This window comes from Dyadobacter frigoris (genome assembly GCF_005280585.1).
GTDB lineage: Bacteria > Bacteroidota > Bacteroidia > Cytophagales > Spirosomataceae > Dyadobacter > Dyadobacter frigoris.
Genome location: NZ_SZVO01000019.1, coordinates 38,295 through 56,259, shown reverse-complemented (window position 1 = coordinate 56,259; position 17,965 = coordinate 38,295). Strand labels below are relative to the sequence as shown.

Sequence of the window (17,965 nt, the reverse complement as noted above, 5' to 3'; positions counted from 1 at the left end):
ATTTACGAATGAAGCCAGACCTTAATCAGAGAAAGTAATTTATCTATGTCGACAGGTTTTGATATATAATCATTGGCCCCGGCCGATAAACACAATTCCCTGTCCCCTTGCATCGCTTTCGCTGTGACCGCTATAATTGGCAAATTGTTCCATTTTTGCTCTTTGCGAATAAGCTTCGTTGCTTCGATACCATCCATTTCGGGCATCATCACGTCCATCAGGATCAGGTCGATATCCTTTGTTTCTCCAAGTTTTTCTATTGCCTCGCGGCCATTCGTTGCTATAACGATAGCAAATCCGGCTTCTTCCAAAACCGCGCTCAGCGCAAAAATATTCCGCATGTCATCATCAGCCAAAAGCACCTTTTTCCCTACAAAAACACGTTCTGCATGAACCACAGGATTGCTGAATTGCTGTGCTTTCTGAATAGAAGGCGCCTGTTTGGGCTGAAATTTTTTCAAAAACAAATTCACTTCATCCAGCAGACGTTCGTTAGACTTACGTGTCTTCATCACAACCGGATGTGAATAGCGCATAACTTTTGACAAATCTTCCTGAGAAAGATCCTCAGCCGTATTGACAACGACAGGTAAATTGGCCCATTTAGGATCCTGTTTTATCTGGTCAAGCAAATTGAGACCGTTCATGTCAGACAAACGAATGTCAAGAATAATACCGTCAACCGTTTCCCTGGATAATAATGATAACGCTTCTGCACCTGAATAGGCATATAAAACAAACAGGTTATTATTTTCCAGAAAATCACCAAAATACTGACTTTGGTAAGCATCATCCTCAATTAGAAGAATTCGTTTTTTCTCAGAATTTGAGCCTTCCAGTTTTAACAAATTGAAAATAAACTCCGCTGATTTTTTGTCAACAGGTTTTTGCATAAAACCAATTGCACCTTCTTCCAGCATTTGTGCAATACTTTCATCACCGGCAGAAACGGTGTGAACCGGAATAAGGCTGGTTTTTGAATCTGATTTCAGTTCCTTCAAAACTTCTTCCCCCGAAATATCAGGAAGGTGCATATCCAGAATAATGGCTGTTGGTTTAAAACTTTTTGCCATATCCAATCCGCTATAACCCGTCGAAGCAATAAGTACATCAAAACCGCTGTCACGTGCTTTGCTGGCCATATCTTCTGCAAAAATCGGATCGTCCTCAATAAGCAGCAAACGATTTTCTTTGAAATTGTCAACAATTTTATTTGGTTCCGGCATTTTAATTTTCACCTCTTCAACCGGTACATGTGGTTCGATTTCAGGAAAATCAACATTTCCGTTACTGGTTTGAACAGGTATAGAAAGAGTGAAAGAAGAACCTTTTCCAACCTCACTTTTCAAAGAAATTGATCCCTTAAACAAAATGGCAAGTTCCCGGCTGATGGATAAACCTAAACCTGTTCCACCGTATTTTCTGCTTGTTGAGCCATCTGCCTGCTGAAAGGCTTCGAAAATTGCTTTTTGTTTATTATTAGGGATGCCAATTCCGGTATCCGAAACTTCAAAGTGCCATTGATTTTCACTTTGGGAAATAATGAGAGAAACGGAACCTGGCGCGGAAGTGAATTTTATGGCATTCGAAAGAAGATTGCGGATAACCTGCAATATCCTGACATGATCGACAAACAACGTTGCAGGGCACGAATCCGCCTTGATCATTTCCAGTTCAAGTCCTTTATTTTCAGCAATTTTCTGGAAAGTATTTCTTACTTCCACAAGAAGTAGCTCTGTACTTATATCCTCAGGATGAAGTTCAACTTTTCCGGATTCGACCTTAGCCAGATCCAGAATATCATTAATAAGTGTCAGTAAATCATTACCGGAATTATTGATAACAGCAGCGTAACGCTGCTCTTCATCGCTAAGACGAGCCGCTTTATTTTCTGATAAAATACGTGATAGAATCAGGATACTATTCAACGGGGTACGCAATTCATGACTCATGTTCGCCAAAAATTCACTTTTAAAACGACCTGTTTTTTCAAGTTCATCGGCCTTGATCTGAATCTGGTCTCTCGCTTCTTCCAGTGTACCTTTTTGTTCTTCCAAAAGAAATGCCTTTTCTTCCAGTTCCGTATTAATCTGTTTCAGCTCTTCCTGCTGCACACGAAGCTCTTCTTCCGATACCTGAAGAAGTGAGCTTTGCCTGGTAAGTTCTTCATTAGTAACGCGGAGCTCTTCCTGCTGACTTTCCAGTTCTTCTGCCTGAAGCTGGGTTTTATCCAGCAGTTCTTTCATAAGTTGGCGCTCTCTTGCAGCCATAAATGCTATGGCTACACCGTCCGTGACCCTTTCCAGGAGTTTAATCACGTTATCATCAGGTTTATTCAGATAACCCAGTTCCAGCAATCCAATTACCTTTCCTTCCTGAATCATGGTCTTCACAAAAACCGATTCAGGCGTTGTATTTCCAAGCCCGGTACTGACTTTCAAATACCCGGGAGCTGCTTCCAGCTTTTTTAAACTTTGTTTGTCTTTAATTATTTGTCCAAACAGACCGTCGTTAACTGAAATGAATTCGGGAATATCCTTACGCATATCCACAGCATATGAAGACGCCAGTTCCCAGGCACTTGCATCACGATTTACCACGTATAACAGTCCTCCTGAAGCATCTGTAAGTTTTGCCATTTTATGCAAAAATTTCTTTGCCAGCTCAGCTTCCGTAGGCTCACCACGAATGGAAATACTTACTTCTACCGCAGCAGACAAAATCCAGTTTTTACGTTGATCTTCAATTGACAGCTTTTCCAGCTCTGCGTTGGCTTTTAAAGCTTCCCCTTCAGAATACACCTGAGCCAAATATGTTTTTCTTATAAAATAGAAAAGAATGAAAATAACCAGCATAAAAACAGCTGTTCCACCCAGGATAATTTGTTTTGCTCTCGACGAACTCACAAGTGCCTGATCTTCCCGGATTCTCAGCAGGTTATTTTCCATACCTTCGATATGGTCAAAATAAAGTGTCAGCTGTGCTGATAATTTCTGGCCTGCTGCAATCATGTATTTTAACGAATCAAGAGAATTCTTACCGGATTTTATCAAATCAAGTTGCTGCGACATCAGGTTTAACCGGCTGTGCAACACAGGCGCCAGACTATCAAGGCGGGCGATTTGAACTGGATTGTCCACAACCAGTTTTTGTAAAAGACTAAATTGATTTAATACATTATTGCTCGCCTTTTGATGAGCATTCTCAAAAGCATGGTTATTTAAAAGTGCATAACCGCGAAGATTAGTTTCGGCTGTAAGCACTTGATTTCTGACTTCGGAAGAAGATCTTATCACTTCCCTGGTGTGGTCTACCCAACCTGCATTTTCCTGTTGTAGCAGAATAGCTTCATAAGAAGTGATACCTACGATTATTACAAGAATAATGGATACAATTATGCCAGTGAAGACCTGTTGTTGAAACGAAAAACGCATAAATTATAAAATAACGAAGAGTATTTACGAAACAATTATCCAAATTTGTCGTGAATATCATCAAAAAAATGAAGGGGAACTAGATATGATCCTAATTTCGCCACAGAATGGGTCGAGTTTTTTCTACGGTGTGACTAAATTTATTTATAGAAGAGAAAAGGAATGGTAAATATTGATATTATACAAATTATTTAAATAATCATCATCCGGGATTTATATAAATTTTCCCTGATGATGAATTACAATTAGATGTGATCAGATCAATAGAATATCGTATTAATTTAAAAATAAATCAATCAATATTCTTAACCATCCATAACTCGCAGGAATGATGCCCGCTATTTCCCAAAGGATGGCCCAGCAACTCAAAACCTAACTTTTCATATGCTTTAACAGCTTTATCAAGTTCATTCATTGTCTCAAGATATATATGCTTGTAGCCTTTACTTTTTGCATAGTCAATACATTTCAGAATGAGCGTTTTGCCCAAGCCTTTTCCTCTGGCTTCCGGTTTAAGATACATTTTTACCAACTCAATTGTATCAGGCCCCAGGCCTTCTGTCGGGAAAATACCGGCTCCGCCAAGTAATGTCGCATCTTCCAGGGCCACAAAATAAATACTGTTTTCAACCTGAAAAAGATCACTTAAATGATCCGTGCTCGCATCAAAATAAACAGTTCCGGGCTTATTTGCCTTAAATTCTTCCAGTGCTTTTCTGATCACCTGCGCAAGTTCAGCATTATCTGCCGGTTGAATTTCTCTGATTGTAATACTCATAAACTTTAAATAAATCTAGCTTATCCACTCAATTACTTCATTTTCAAGGGTTATCAAAACTGCCCTCGCTTCATTTCCTTCGCTTTCAAAAACTTTGACCAAACGTTTCAAATGATTTTTCGGCTGTTCATTTCCACTACCCGCAATAAAAGTCATAAACACATAAGAATCATCCTGCAACTGAACGATTCTATCTATATGCAGCATTTTTCCGCCCGGCAGTAATAATTCTTTATTGATCTGAACTTTGACATTTTCATTGTACAGATTATTCAAAGATTCGTTTTTCAACAAAGTCTTGACCTGGTCGTACAAGATCCTGGCTTCCTCCTTTACAACAATCCCCTCACGAACCAGCTGCCCTACCGTTTGTGACAAATCGGCTTCAACATTCATTTTGATCAACAAATGCCTCATTTTTTGAAGATGGTCCTTTTTCCTTTCAAATGTTTCGATATCGAAAATGCGCTCAGCCATTCTTCTCAGGCGCAAGGTATCTGTGCGGTCATTGCTGATCACATCATTTATCAGATAAGTTGCTGCGTTATTTTTCGAATGTGCGTGAAAGCAATCCTGATTTCCCTGAGAAAGAATAAATTTACTTTCCAGCTCATCATAAGCTGGTTGCGAATCCGCCCGACTTAAATAATCGTGCAGCCAGGAACTCACCTGCTGCGATTGTTTCCAGTTTTTCTCACGTTTTGCCAAAATATACAGGCGCTGAATGGGTCTCGTAAAAGCCACATACAACAAGTTTAGGTTTTCAACCATGGTCCTCGTTTTCTCTTCCTGATACTGATCTGAAACCAAGGTATTATCCAAATCCTTAACCACCGAAACCAGCGAACTTCTCAATTTTTTAGTAACAGGAAAAAGCTCATTTTCTTTTTCTGTCAAAACCAGTTCGTCGTACGGAACATCGTCAAGATCGATCCATAATCTGTCAAGTTTCGCATTCGGTGTAACTTTCCAGTTTGCATACGGAACTATAACGACCGGATATTCCAAACCTTTTGATTTGTGAATCGTAGTAATCCTCAATGCATTCGTATCGGCCGGAATTGTGATGGAAAGTTTATGTTTTGAAGTATCCCAATATTGAAGAAAATCACCAAGGTGGTTACTTTTCCGGGTTCCAAATTCCAGTACAACGTCAAGAAAACGGAACAAATATTCATTTTCAGTCTTATTTTCAAAAAGTCCAAAAATCTGCATCAATTGCTCGCACAGTTCAAAAACTGTTAACTGGCGTATTCTGAACGCAACTAATTCAATATTCCATTTCGAAAAATAACTCAAAAATGAATCCAGTCCTTTTTTAGTACAAAGTGTACGAAGTGCCTCATGCTCTTCCGCACTTGGATTTTCCTTTCTAATAATCCTGTGGAACAAATAAGCCGCCTCATAACGTTTTAATCGCTGATCCGTATGCAAAACCTGCATAAATGAAATCACAAAATGCACGGATCTCGAATAAGCCAATGAAAGCGCATCATCTGAAATAAGTGGATAACCGGATTCTTTTAAAGCATTTGCCAACGCCGTAGCCTCTTTCTTTTTGCGGCATAAAATGGCAATATCACGCCATTGATACCCGGAATCACGAAGTTCAGTAATCAATTCAACGCTTCTTTTCACGATCGCATCGTTTTTTGTTTGATTTTCCAAAAACTCATCGGCGAATTCCTGCATTTCAATAAATTCCATCTGAACATGCCCTCCTTCATTCACGCCAGTAGGAATTTCCTGTTGGAAATTCTCGTCATAAACATGGCGGATCAATGGATATTCCTCCCCCACTGTTTCTGAAATAAATCCAAAAAACTGATTATTGAAAGTCGTTATTTCCCGGAAACTTCTTCGGTTCGTTCGTAAGTGATTTATTTCAAGATGGCTGTCAACACTCCATAATCTTTCCTCATTGTAAATATTATCTCCCAGAATTGGCATTAACTGCATTACCTGATTTTGCGCGAGATGCAGGATCAAATCCATATCGCCACCCCTGAAACGGTAAATGGATTGTTTTGCGTCTCCAACGATCAGATTGAAATAACCGTCTGCTAACGCATTTTCTATTAAAGGAAGCAGGTTGGCAAATTGTAATTTGGAAGTATCCTGAAACTCATCAACCAGAATATGATTATACTTTTCACCAAGACGCTCAAAAATAAACGGAACCGGTTCCTTTGATACAATTTCAAGAATCCTCCTGTTAAAATCAGAGATATGAACCTGATTATTTTGTTTCAAAAGTGCATCAAATTCCTTCCTGATCTCTCCCAGAAGCGATAAATTATATAGGTGGCGGTCGAGCTGAATATATAAAGTAATCTTTGCAGATTCTCCGTCTCTGATTTTTTCAATTTCAAAATATAACCTTTCCAGTTCAGGTCTTATCGCTTCAATTTTATTTTTTATAGGGGCGGCAGTTTTTGCACCATACCAGTTTTCTTCCCCAATCGTTTTTCCGCTGACATAAGAATTAGGCGCTGTCCAGGTATTTTTACCTTCGCTCCTGTCCTTGAAATAACCATAAATTCCCCGGGCTCCCTGATAAAAATCTTTATCCGATAATAATTCCGCCTGAATAAGTTCGAAAGCACTTAGCGAAAGACGTTTTATAGCTTCCTCACGGCCTTTCACAAAAGTCCGCATATGATTACGGATCGACACCCAGTCGCTCATCTGTAAATTGGCAACACGCTGCATTTTCAGATAACTTTGCTCACTTAACAAAGTGCCGGCCGTTTCCCTTATTTGTGCCGGTAATGACGACCAGCTTTTTCCTTCTTCGGCTTTTTCCCTGTAATATTTTTCAACAATGTCAGATAAAACCTCTTCGCCATCCTGACCAATTCTCGCCAATAAACGGTCCACGGCATCATCCAGTAGTTGTCCGTCAAGCTGTGTTTCAAATACAAATGGAATTCCCAGTTCGTCCGTAAAACTGCTGATAAGCCGCTGCGTAAACTTATCAATCGTCATCACTGAAAAGTCAGAATACCTGTGCAAAATCTGACGAAAAACCAGTTGCGCGCGGCCTGAAATCAGTTCTTTCGCTCCTGAATAAAGCTCAGTATCTTCCAACGTAACCGGATATAATTCAGTGATCACATCTTTTAGCATCGGATGCTCAGCTCCCTCGGCCGACATGGCGTTTGCGAAAGTTCTGAGCATTAACAAAATCCGCTCTTTCATTTCATTTGCGGCGGCATTTGTAAAGGTTACCGCCAGAATTTGCCGGAAATAGGTATCAGAATTGGAATGCAAGGCAAGTTTGAGATACTCTTTGGTAAGTGTATAAGTTTTACCTGAACCAGCGGATGAGCTATATACTTTAAACACGTTTGAATTTTCTAGTTTGGGAATAAAAAGTAGTTAAAAACAGCAAATCAAGTTACAAAAAAAAGCAGGCTAAATGCCTGCTCTTCCTGTTTTCAATATTTTGTCTTACAATATTTTTACAGATTAAAACGAATGCCTGCTGAAAGATTCGGACTTAGATAAAATGGTCTTGGAAGCAATTCAATATAAGCGCCTGTTTCCAAAAACACAGACATTCTGTTGTCCGGAATAAAATATTCAACACCACCAATCGCTGATCCGCCAAGAGAAATCGTTTTCTCACGATCTCCCGGAGGAGCTAGTAATTTTTTGTTATCAGGGTAATAATTCCTGCTATTCACCTGTCCGCCTAGTCCGTAATAAACATGAACATTCTCTGAATTAAACAGCGGTGTCGTCCACAAATAATGCACCTGAACAGACAAACCCGTTGTTTTATATTTTCCGCTGCGGTAACTGCGCTCATTTGACAATACACCACCATAAGTGCCAATGGTTACATCCAGGGCATGAATGTTATTAAAATATTTCCGGAAGTTAACGCCTGAGGGTTCTCCTAATTTAAAACCAACGGCCCAGTTGTTGTCCTGCGCCTGAGCAAGTCCAAAGGAAAGTATACAAATAAAAGTAAGTGCTAATTTCTTCATAAATAAATGGTTGGTGCTGGGATTGTTGTTATAGTGTGATTTAAAAGTGTTTATGCAATTACGCTATTTTGCTGATATTTTTTTAAAGATTCTATCAAAACCTCATTTTCTTGCTCGGTACCCACAGTAATTCGCAAACATCCTTCACACAAATGTACCTTTGATCTGTCGCGAACGATAATGGCTTCGTCGATCAAATAAGCCATCACAGCTCTTGCGTCATCAAAATGCACAAGCAAGAAATTCGCATCGGATGGAAATACTTTATTCACCAACGATAAATTTTCCAGCATCGTACGTAAAGAAGCTCTTTCTTTCAGAATTTCTTTCACCATTTCGTCCTTCTTTTCAACCGCACCTAAACCTTCAAGCAAAGCACGCTGAGCCGGCAGACTGATATTATACGGCGATTTTATCTTATTCAGGATTTTGATCAGGTCCGCAGAGGCAAAACACATACCGGCACGGATACCTGCAAGTCCCCATGCTTTTGAAAAAGTTTGCAAAACAACCAGATTCGGGAATTCATCCAGACGCGAGATCCAGGAGACAGAATCCGTAAAATCAACATAAGCCTCATCCACTACAACCAGACCATTGAAATTATTCAAAAGCGTAACAATAGCCTCATCCTGCATCACATTCCCTGTAGGATTGTTAGGCGTACAAACCCATATTATTTTGGTATCCGGCGTGATCGCTCTTAAAACAGCATTAACATCAATTTGATAATCAGCTGTTAACGAAACTTTATCAATCTGTACGTTATGTATGGAAGCACTTACTTCATACATGCCATAGGTTGGCGGTAAAATAATAACATGGTCTTTTTCAGGTGTACAGGTAGCCCGGATTAATAAATCGATCGGTTCGTCACTTCCGTTTCCAAGAAAAATTCTTTTGGTATCTATATTTTTTATCGGACTTAATTTCGCTTTGATTTCAGCCTGATATGGATCCGGGTAGCGGTTATAATCTTCAACGGTTACGGATCCGTAAGGATTTTCGTTGGCATCCAGAAATACACCTGAATGTCCTGTATACTCATCACGTGCCGACGAATAAGGAGCCAGTGTTAAAATGTGCGGGCGGATGACCGAATTCAGGTCGAAGGAATTGTTCATTTGTACTATCTATTTGAGAGCAATCTTCCGGTTTTATGCGATTTTCTTTTGCTCCTGTAATTATTAAAATAATCTTTTGTCAAACTGAAAAGGCTCGGTATTAATAATCTTGACAGAGCCAAAATCAGCATGTAACGGGTTAATCAAATAGTTTTTTTCAGAAGGCACCACAACCGAAGGGACACTCATAAGCAGCGTTTTATTTTCCTTCAACCAGGAATCTCCCATTTCCTTACTCCACTGCGGATCTTCATGCCAATCAATAATTGGATAAGGGTTGTAAACAGGCGTATTATCCGGCACAAACAAAACAACAACTACAAAGTCTTTCGGAGGATTCGGCTGCTGCCAGTGAACGATGATTTCCAGCATAGCCAGCGAACGGCGTGAAGATGTATAAAGCATGGAATTCTGAGGCGTATTCCATCTTCCTCCATGCCGATAAGCGCCTATTCCTGTCAAATCATGCTGATATTCGGACCTTGTAATTCTGAATAACTCCATTATGCAAAAATACCGTGCTCAATACGACCCAGTTCCGTTTTAATTAGTTCGATACCTGCATGGGTACGAAGAAACTGCATTGGTTTTACATTGCCTAATGCCAAAATTTTACTGTTCATCCAATCCAAAAAATAGTCCTTTCCTAAAACACGGGTTCCTACTGAAAACAAATCAGCAAGAGCGATCAGATGATCAGAAACCACATTACTAAGCAGATCTTTATCTTCATATCGCTGTAAATTCCTTGGCGTAACCGGCAAGAGTGAAATTACATCCTTCAATTCAAGGCCTGCGGAATCCGCAAGATGTTGAATTGCTACTTTAGGAATACCATTTTCGGCAAGGTATGCAAGATCAAAATCATTCTTCACAGAATGTTGAAGGACATTATAACCTCCCAAAAGCTCATTAACCATAAATGCTGTCATCTTTCTATTATTTTAAGAGACCGGAAATTAGTCTATCAAAATTACGACATTTTTCTCAATTATAGAAAACTCTCAATCAATTTTTACAAAAGAGAATTTAAACGAACCGTAACCGCACGTTTATGTGCATCTAAAGATTCTGCATGAGCCATGATTTCCACAGTTGGACCAATGTTTTTAATTCCCGCCTCGGTAATATGCTGTACCGTAATTTTCTTTACAAAACTATCCACAGAAACACCGCTGTAAGCACGTGCATATCCATTTGTTGGTAATGTATGATTGGTACCCGAAGCATAATCACCACAAGATTCGGGAGTGTAATTTCCTAAGAAAATGGATCCAGCATTGAAAATTTTATCCGAGATCAATTCAGCATCTTTCACGCTCAGAATTAAATGCTCGGCTGCATAATCGTTCAGAATATCAATGGCTTCGTAAGTCGAGTTAACCAGAATAGCTTTACTATTTGCAATAGACTGGGCAGCAAGTTCCCGGCGTGGCAAAGCTTCAAGCTGTGTAGCTAATTCTTCATTTACGGCTGTCAAAAACTTTCCACTGGTAGAAACCAGCAAAACCTGACTATCAGCACCATGTTCAGCCTGAGATAATAAATCAGCAGCAACAAAAGAAGCAACAGCACTATCATCCGCATAAACCGCAACTTCCGATGGACCAGCCGGCATATCAATCGCTATACCTTCTTTACTGATCAGCATCTTGGCCGTAGTAACATATTGATTTCCAGGGCCAAAAATCTTGTAAACTTTGGGAACACTTTCCGTTCCATACGCCATAGCAGCAATTGCCTGAGCACCACCAATGCGAAAAGCAGAAGTGACACCAACCAATTTTGCAGCAAATAAAATAGCCGGGTGATTAGAAGGCGTACAGAGAACAACTTCCTTACAACCAGCCAATTGCGCAGGAATACCCAGCATCAAAACCGTACTAAATAATGGAGCCGTTCCGCCAGGAATATATATTCCGACTTTCTCAATTCCTACGCTCCGGCGCCAACAGGTGACACCGGGCATGGTTTCAATCTTTTCAGCAGGCTGCAACTGGACCTTATGAAATGTATAAATATTCTGGTAAGCCTGACGGATGGCAGCTTTCAATTCTTCATCCAACTGGCCTTCCGCGGCATCAAATTCCTGCTGTGAAAAAGCAAATTCAGCAAGCTCAACGCCGTCAAATTTCTTTGCCAGTTCACGCAAACCTTCATCTCCTTTTGTTTTTACCAAATCAAGAATAGGTAAAACCTTTCCTTCAATAGCCAAAGAATCCTGAACCGGCCGCGTCAAAAGCTCTGGCCACTCACTTCTTTCAGGATAAGAAATTATATTCATAACTGATATTATTCATCGCCAAGCCGAAAGCCGATTGCCGCCAGCCGATAGCCATTTAAAGAATCATTTTTTCAATAGGAATTACCAAGATCCCTTCCGCTCCTGCCTGTCTTATTTTTTCGATATTTTCCCAGAAATCGTTTTCATTGATCACCGAATGAATTGAACACCAGCCTTCTGTCGCCAATGGCATTACTGTTGGTGCTTTCATTCCCGGCAAATATTTTGTGATCTCATCCACTGCACTCATCGGGCAATTCAATAAAATATATTTGTTGTTTTTAGCAACCTGAACAGATTTGATACGGAACAGCAACTGATCAAGCAGATCCTGCTGACCGGCCGTTAAATGCTTGCTGGCGATCATTACCGCTTCCGATTTGAAAATCGTTTCAACCTCTTTCAATCCATTGCTGAGCAACGTGCTTCCCGAACTTACGATATCACACACCGCATCAGCCAGACCAATACTAGGCGCAATTTCAACCGAACCGCTGATTTCATGAATCTGAGCCGTAACATTGTTTTCGGCAAGATATTTACCCAAAAGTTTCGGATAAGAAGTTGCAATACTTTTTCCTTCCAGATCCTGAACACCTGCATAATCGTGTTCTCTCAAAACACCAATTGAAAGACGGCATTTCGAAAAACCAAGTTTATGAACTGTATTTACATCACGATCCGATTCAACCGAAACATTTTCACCAACAATACCCAGGTGTGCCACACCATCTTCCACGTAACCCGGAATATCGTCATCGCGTAAAAAAAGAATTTCAGCAGGAAAATTAGTCGCGGAAGTTTTCAGTTTTCCGGCTCCATTATCAAAACGAATACCACATTCCTTGATCAATTTCAAAGAATCTTCACTTAGTCTCCCTGATTTTTGTATTGCAATTCTTAAAATATTATCCATGTTTTTATTAAAATTGGGCTGGGGCGTTTGCGGCTATCAGCTTAAAATTCTATTGTTATTTTTAAATCTATTAATTCACAGCGGCGATCAATTCTTCAATCGTTCCTTTTTGCTGTTCACCTGTTTTCATATTTTTCAATGTAAGCTGACCAGTGCTCATTTCCTCAGACCCGATCAGGATTACAAACGGAATATTCTTACGATCAGCATAATCCAGCTGTTTTTTCAATTTGACAGAATCGGGATACATCTCGGCATTCAGTCCGGCTTCGCGTAATTTTGGCAAAACAGACAAACCATATTTGAAAGCTTCCTTATCAAAATTTGAAATCATCACTTGGGTACTGATCGTCTGATTTTCAGGAAAAAGATTCAATTCTTCCATCACATCATAAATCCGGTCAACGCCCAAAGAAATTCCAACGCCTGATATTCCGGGAACACCAAAAGTACCTGTAAGATTATCATATCGTCCTCCACCACAAATACTGCCGATCTGGACATTATTTGCCTTCACCTCAAAGATTGCGCCTGTGTAATACGACAAACCTCTGGCAAGTGTTACGTCAAACTGAATCCGTGGATTTTTCAAACCAAGCGATTCAACCATTTGCCAAACCTGTTCCAGTTCATCAATACCCTTTAATCCAATTTCAGAAGTAGCAAGCCAGCTTCTCAGATCAGCAAACGGATTTTCTCCACTAGTTATAGAAAAAACCGGATCAAGTAAATTTATGCTCTCTTCGGAAAAATTACGTTCCCGCAATTCATCAACAACTTTATCTTTTCCGATTTTATCAAGTTTGTCAATCGCAACACAAAGTGTCCCTTCCTCTCCATGCGCACCGATCATATCCGCAATTCCGGTCAGGATTTTCCTGTTATTGATTTTAACCGTAAAATCGTCAATGCCTAACTGAGGCAAAATATCATGCAGCAGTAAAACAATTTCTGCTTCACAAAGCAAAGATTCCGTCCCAACCACATCCGCATCACATTGATAAAATTCCCGGTAACGGCCCTTCTGTGGACGGTCTGCTCTCCAAACCGGCTGAATCTGATAACGCTTAAATGGCATAACCAAAGTCCCGCGGTTCATCACCACATAACGGGCAAAAGGAACGGTAAGATCATAACGCAGACCTTTTTCGGAAATCTTGGTAGTCAATGGTTTATACCCCGCATTCAAATCCGTTTCAGTTAATTTTTCACTAAAATTTCCTGAATTCAACAATTTGAAAAGAAGCTGATCTCCTTCATCGCCATATTTCCCCATCAAAACAGAAAGGTTTTCAAAAGCCGGCGTTTCCAGAGGCTGAAATCCGTAACGTTGAAAAGAGCGACGGATCGTATCAAATATAAAGGTGCGTTTCACCATTTGTTCGGGACCGAAGTCACGGGTGCCGCGGGCAAGGCTTGGTTTACTCATTTAATTCTAAATTCTTCAAATAGTCAATGGCTGCCATAAAAGTTTAGTTCCCCGGAATACAATTTTTGACTGACAGATAACAAATCCAGTCGAAAATCGGGGCTGCTAAATCAAATGCACCAGCATTTAAAAATGTAAAGTTAGAGAGGTTATGCAATTTTTATGACTATTTGCTACTTTATTTACGTAATTATTACTAATTTTGCGGCTCTTTCACAAAACAATAATTTTAAAATGGGAGTTACGGAATTAAAACGTAAGAGTCGTAGAAATAAAGCTGTGGCAAATAATCGTACAGCTACTATCAAGAATCTTTTGCGTAAGCCAGAAGTAAGAAACGTCGATGTTGAGGCAATAAAAGCACAGTTTGAAGCTAACAAGCAATAATCAAATCGCCTCTCCGATACAAAGTTATCAACAAGTCCCTGTCAATCTGTTTTGGTAGGGCTTTTTGTTTTTTTGTCGGATTTGCCTTTTCGGACAGGTTCTTTGCGAAGTGCTTTTGCATTAACTTTCCGCAGGAGCTGACGCATACTGCGACGGGTCTCCCGGCGAACATCCAAAAGTATACGAAACCGTAAAGCCTCGCCGAAAAAAACAAGTCCGGTATTTATTAATGCCAGACTATACAATCCCAGCAACACCCACACCTGTGCCGGCTGGCCAATACGACGCTGATGCGCGGCCTCGCTAAGTACGCACAGGCCAAAACTGAATAAAACAAGTCCGAGCGGAGCAAGTATAAGCCACTTGGTACGCGTTGACATTCGTTTAATAAGTTGTGCTCCTGGCGGTTTTGGGTTGATATCTGGGATCATTTTAAGTAATTGTTACCTCGTAAGAACATAAAATTATTAATTTTTAATCAATTGGTTTAATGAAAGCCATCATAAGTTTAGTTTTACGTTATATTCCTCGTCCCTATCTGCAACTAATCGGCCACTGGGTAGCTCGTTTTTTGAGCATTTTTTACATTGGAAATAAGGTAGAATGCCCCGTTTGCAACAGCCATTACCGGCAGTTTTTACCTTATGGGAGAAACACTTCCAGCAGAGATAATGCACTTTGCCCCAACTGCTTATCTCTGGAAAGACATCGTTTAATGGGTTTATATTTAAAACGCAAAACCAACTTTTTTAGCGCAGATCTTAAAGTTTTGCATGTCGCTCCGGAATACTGTTTTATCGACCGTTTCGAGCACATGAAAAATCTTGATTATATAACGGGGGATATTGAATCTCCTCTTGCAAAAGTGAAAATGGACATCCATGATATTCCTTTTCCTGACAATACGTTCGATGTTGCCTTTTGTAACCACGTGATGGAACATGTGGACGATTATATCAGAGCCATGAGTGAATTACACCGTGTATTAAAACCGGGAGGCTGGGCGTTAATCCAGTCACCGCAGGATTTAAGGTACGAATTTACTTACGAAGATGCTACCATCACTGATCCCCGTGAACGTGAAATACATTTTCTTCAAAACGATCATTTACGACTTTTTGGAAGAAACTATGGAAGAGAATTAGAGAAAGGCGGATTTACGGTTAAAGAAGACCGTTTTGTAATGGATCAATTAACGCCTGCGGAAGTAAAACGCTATTCGTTGCCAAGTCAGGAAATAGTTTATTTCTGTCAAAAATAGAATTGAAGTTTGAAAGCAGCATTTTGTGCTACTGCTTTCAATAAATCATGAAGGATATTCAATAGTCGCGCCGGTTTCCCGGTGCGATTTTTTTTCCCAAATACGCGTCCAGCCTTCCTGAATAAAACCGGTTCCATATCCAAATAGCTGTACAAAAGCAGCTATAATTCCTAAAAAAGCCACTTTTACACTTTTTGTTGAACGCAATGCGTCAAAAAACAAAGCCACTATAATCAACAAAACACCGGCAATACCCAGATAAAAAAAGGGCTTGAAAATCCAGAACCAAAAAGGAATACTGATCACACCGGCCGTAAAAAGAAATGGAATGGTATGAACGAGTTTTAATTCCTCAGGGTAGAAACGGGCAATATTAATCCGTGCACGGCCGAAAAATTTCAACTGTCTGAAAAACTGTGCGAACTCGGTTCTTCTTTTGTGATAAATAAAAGCTTCGGGAATTAATGCGGACCGGAATCCCAGACGTAAGGCACCTATGCTGAATAAAATATCCTCACCCATCCTACTCGTTTGAAAACCTCCCGTAAGTTCGTAAACAGCACGTGAAAGGCCCATATTGAAACTGCGTGGATGAAAGATCCCGCCCATGTTATTCTTTTTTCCACGAATTCCTCCGGTTGTGATAAAGGAAGTCATAGAATAGCTGATTGCTTTTTGAATTGGCGAAAAAGAAGGATGGTCCGTATCCGGCCCGCCGTATAAATCGACAAAATCCAAATTTAATTTTTGATCGACAACCGACAGATAATCAGGCTCAATCAACGCATCAGAATCCAGGAGAATAAAGTAATTACCACTGGCTTTTTCAAAACCGGTATTTCTTGCAAAACCCTGTCCGCCGTTTTCTTTATAAAAATAATGGATATCAAGTTTCTGTTGAAATGACTGAACGATGAGATCCGATTTTACTTTCGAACCATCTTCAATAATAATTACCTCAAAGTTTTTATAAGCCTGGGTAGCCAGACAAGTCAATAATTCCTGCAATTCATCAGGACGATTATACACAGGAATTATGACAGAATATTTACGCATATTATCCAATTACTTCTTTAAGCGATTCTTCGTTTGCTTCAATAATTCTATCAATATGACTGTTTTCCAGCGCGGTAGACAAAAACATACTTTCAAACTGAGATGGTCCCATGTAAATTCCCCGATCCAGCATGGCGTGGAAATATTTTCCAAACAATGGAAGATTTGACGATTTCGCAGAAGGAAAATCCGTCACAGCCTGATCCGTAAAGAACAAAGTATACATGGATCCGATGCTATTGATCGTGTAATTCAATCCAAGTTTTTTCATCGAATTGGTAAAACCGTTAACCAGCTTATGGCCCGACAATTCCAGTTTTGTATATACTTCCGGATGCTCATTTAAATAATTCAACATCGTTAAACCAGCAGCCATAGCAATAGGATTTCCTGATAAAGTCCCGGCCTGATAAACCGGCCCCAACGGAGAAACCCAGTTCATAATTTCCGCTTTTCCACCGTAAGCGCCAACAGGCATACCGCCGCCAATAATTTTTCCAAGCGTCGTTAAATCCGGTTTAATGCCAAATCTTTCCTGAGCTCCGCCTTTGGAAAGGCGAAAACCCGTCATTACTTCATCAAAAATAAAAACGATACCTTCTTCATCGCAAATCTTGCGAAGTCCTTCCAGAAAACCTTCCGCAGGTAAAACGCAACCCATGTTACCAACAACAGGTTCCAGAATAAGCGCTGCAATGTGGCCTTTATTCGCATCAACAAGTTTCTGAACAGCCGCCAGATCGTTATAAGGAGCCGTTAACGTATCATTCGCAACACCTTTTGTAACGCCGGGACTATCGGGAGTTCCGAAAGTTACGGCGCCACTACCGGCCGCTATTAAAAAACTATCACCGTGACCATGGTAACAACCTTCAAACTTGATGATTTTATCACGACCCGTAAAACCACGGGCAACGCGAATTGCTGACATCGTAGCTTCGGTACCGGAATTTACCATTCGTACTTTCTCAATGGAAGGCACCATGGTAGTAATTAATTCCGCCATTTCCACCTCTCTTCTTGTAGGTGCACCAAAAGAAAAAGAATGCTGAATGGCATCAGAAACCGCTTTTTGGATTAATTCATTTCCGTGGCCTAAGATCATCGGCCCCCATGAATTAATTAATTCTATGTATTCATTATCGTCTTCATCATAAACATAAGGTCCTTTTGCTGATTTGATAAAAATCGGCGAGCCTCCTACCGCACGAAATGCACGAACGGGCGAATTTACACCACCCGGAATAAAATGCTGTGCCTTTTCAAATAAGGCCTGACTTGTTGAAATATTCATCATGTGA

At 40.1% G+C, this 17,965-nt stretch carries 15 protein-coding genes; 2 read left to right on the top strand and 13 right to left on the bottom strand.

Features of this window, described 5'->3' with window-relative positions; translation table 11 throughout:
* Window positions 1–2: 2 nt before the first annotated feature.
* The 10 genes from FDK13_RS29530 to hisS form a co-directional block, all read right to left on the bottom strand.
* Window positions 3–3,434 carry a response regulator gene (locus tag FDK13_RS29530; RefSeq protein WP_137343624.1) on the bottom strand — a complete coding sequence of 1,144 codons (3,432 nt, stop codon included), beginning with the start codon at window positions 3,432–3,434 and terminating at the stop codon, window positions 3–5.
* A gap of 292 nt (window positions 3,435–3,726) precedes the next feature.
* Window positions 3,727–4,212, bottom strand: a complete 486-nt coding sequence (locus FDK13_RS29525; protein ID WP_137343623.1) for a GNAT family N-acetyltransferase — start codon at window positions 4,210–4,212, stop codon at window positions 3,727–3,729.
* Window positions 4,213–4,227: 15 nt separating this feature from the next.
* Window positions 4,228–7,560, bottom strand: a complete 3,333-nt coding sequence (locus FDK13_RS29520) for a UvrD-helicase domain-containing protein (RefSeq protein ID WP_137343622.1) — start codon at window positions 7,558–7,560, stop codon at window positions 4,228–4,230.
* 116 nt (window positions 7,561–7,676) lie between these two features.
* Window positions 7,677–8,207, bottom strand: a complete 531-nt coding sequence (locus FDK13_RS29515) for a hypothetical protein (protein ID WP_137343621.1) — start codon at window positions 8,205–8,207, stop codon at window positions 7,677–7,679.
* 50 nt (window positions 8,208–8,257) lie between these two features.
* Window positions 8,258–9,331, bottom strand: a complete 1,074-nt coding sequence (hisC, locus tag FDK13_RS29510; protein ID WP_137343620.1) for a histidinol-phosphate transaminase — start codon at window positions 9,329–9,331, stop codon at window positions 8,258–8,260.
* A gap of 63 nt (window positions 9,332–9,394) precedes the next feature.
* Window positions 9,395–9,835 carry an RES family NAD+ phosphorylase gene (locus FDK13_RS29505; RefSeq protein ID WP_137343619.1) on the bottom strand — a complete coding sequence of 147 codons (441 nt, stop codon included), beginning with the start codon at window positions 9,833–9,835 and terminating at the stop codon, window positions 9,395–9,397.
* Window positions 9,835–10,263: an Xre family toxin-antitoxin system antitoxin gene (locus tag FDK13_RS29500; protein ID WP_137343618.1), complete on the bottom strand. Its 429-nt coding sequence runs from the start codon at window positions 10,261–10,263 to the stop codon at window positions 9,835–9,837. Before FDK13_RS29500 ends, FDK13_RS29505 begins: the two co-directional genes overlap by 1 nt.
* A gap of 83 nt (window positions 10,264–10,346) precedes the next feature.
* Window positions 10,347–11,615: a histidinol dehydrogenase gene (gene hisD / locus FDK13_RS29495; RefSeq protein ID WP_137343617.1), complete on the bottom strand. Its 1,269-nt coding sequence runs from the start codon at window positions 11,613–11,615 to the stop codon at window positions 10,347–10,349.
* Between the two features lie 55 nt (window positions 11,616–11,670).
* Window positions 11,671–12,531: an ATP phosphoribosyltransferase gene (gene hisG / locus FDK13_RS29490; protein WP_137343616.1), complete on the bottom strand. Its 861-nt coding sequence runs from the start codon at window positions 12,529–12,531 to the stop codon at window positions 11,671–11,673.
* 70 nt (window positions 12,532–12,601) lie between these two features.
* Window positions 12,602–13,960 carry a histidine--tRNA ligase gene (gene hisS / locus FDK13_RS29485; RefSeq protein ID WP_137343615.1) on the bottom strand — a complete coding sequence of 453 codons (1,359 nt, stop codon included), beginning with the start codon at window positions 13,958–13,960 and terminating at the stop codon, window positions 12,602–12,604.
* Between the two features lie 162 nt (window positions 13,961–14,122).
* Between hisS and FDK13_RS35595 the strand changes: the two genes are divergently transcribed.
* Window positions 14,123–14,347: a hypothetical protein gene (locus FDK13_RS35595; protein WP_170982949.1), complete on the top strand. Its 225-nt coding sequence runs from the start codon at window positions 14,123–14,125 to the stop codon at window positions 14,345–14,347.
* Between the two features lie 41 nt (window positions 14,348–14,388).
* Here FDK13_RS35595 and FDK13_RS29480 read toward each other — a convergent pair whose 3' ends face one another.
* Window positions 14,389–14,778 carry a hypothetical protein gene (locus FDK13_RS29480; RefSeq protein WP_137343614.1) on the bottom strand — a complete coding sequence of 130 codons (390 nt, stop codon included), beginning with the start codon at window positions 14,776–14,778 and terminating at the stop codon, window positions 14,389–14,391.
* A gap of 59 nt (window positions 14,779–14,837) precedes the next feature.
* Between FDK13_RS29480 and FDK13_RS29475 the strand changes: the two genes are divergently transcribed.
* Window positions 14,838–15,608, top strand: a complete 771-nt coding sequence (locus FDK13_RS29475) for a class I SAM-dependent methyltransferase (protein ID WP_137343613.1) — start codon at window positions 14,838–14,840, stop codon at window positions 15,606–15,608.
* A 45-nt stretch (window positions 15,609–15,653) separates the two neighbouring features.
* Here the strand turns inward: FDK13_RS29475 and FDK13_RS29470 are convergent, their stop codons facing one another.
* Together FDK13_RS29470 and hemL are read right to left on the bottom strand one after the other, a co-directional pair.
* Window positions 15,654–16,664 carry a glycosyltransferase family 2 protein gene (locus tag FDK13_RS29470; RefSeq protein WP_137343612.1) on the bottom strand — a complete coding sequence of 337 codons (1,011 nt, stop codon included), beginning with the start codon at window positions 16,662–16,664 and terminating at the stop codon, window positions 15,654–15,656.
* Between the two features lies 1 nt (window position 16,665).
* Window positions 16,666–17,958: a glutamate-1-semialdehyde 2,1-aminomutase gene (gene hemL, locus FDK13_RS29465; RefSeq protein WP_137343718.1), complete on the bottom strand. Its 1,293-nt coding sequence runs from the start codon at window positions 17,956–17,958 to the stop codon at window positions 16,666–16,668.
* Window positions 17,959–17,965: the final 7 nt, after the last annotated feature.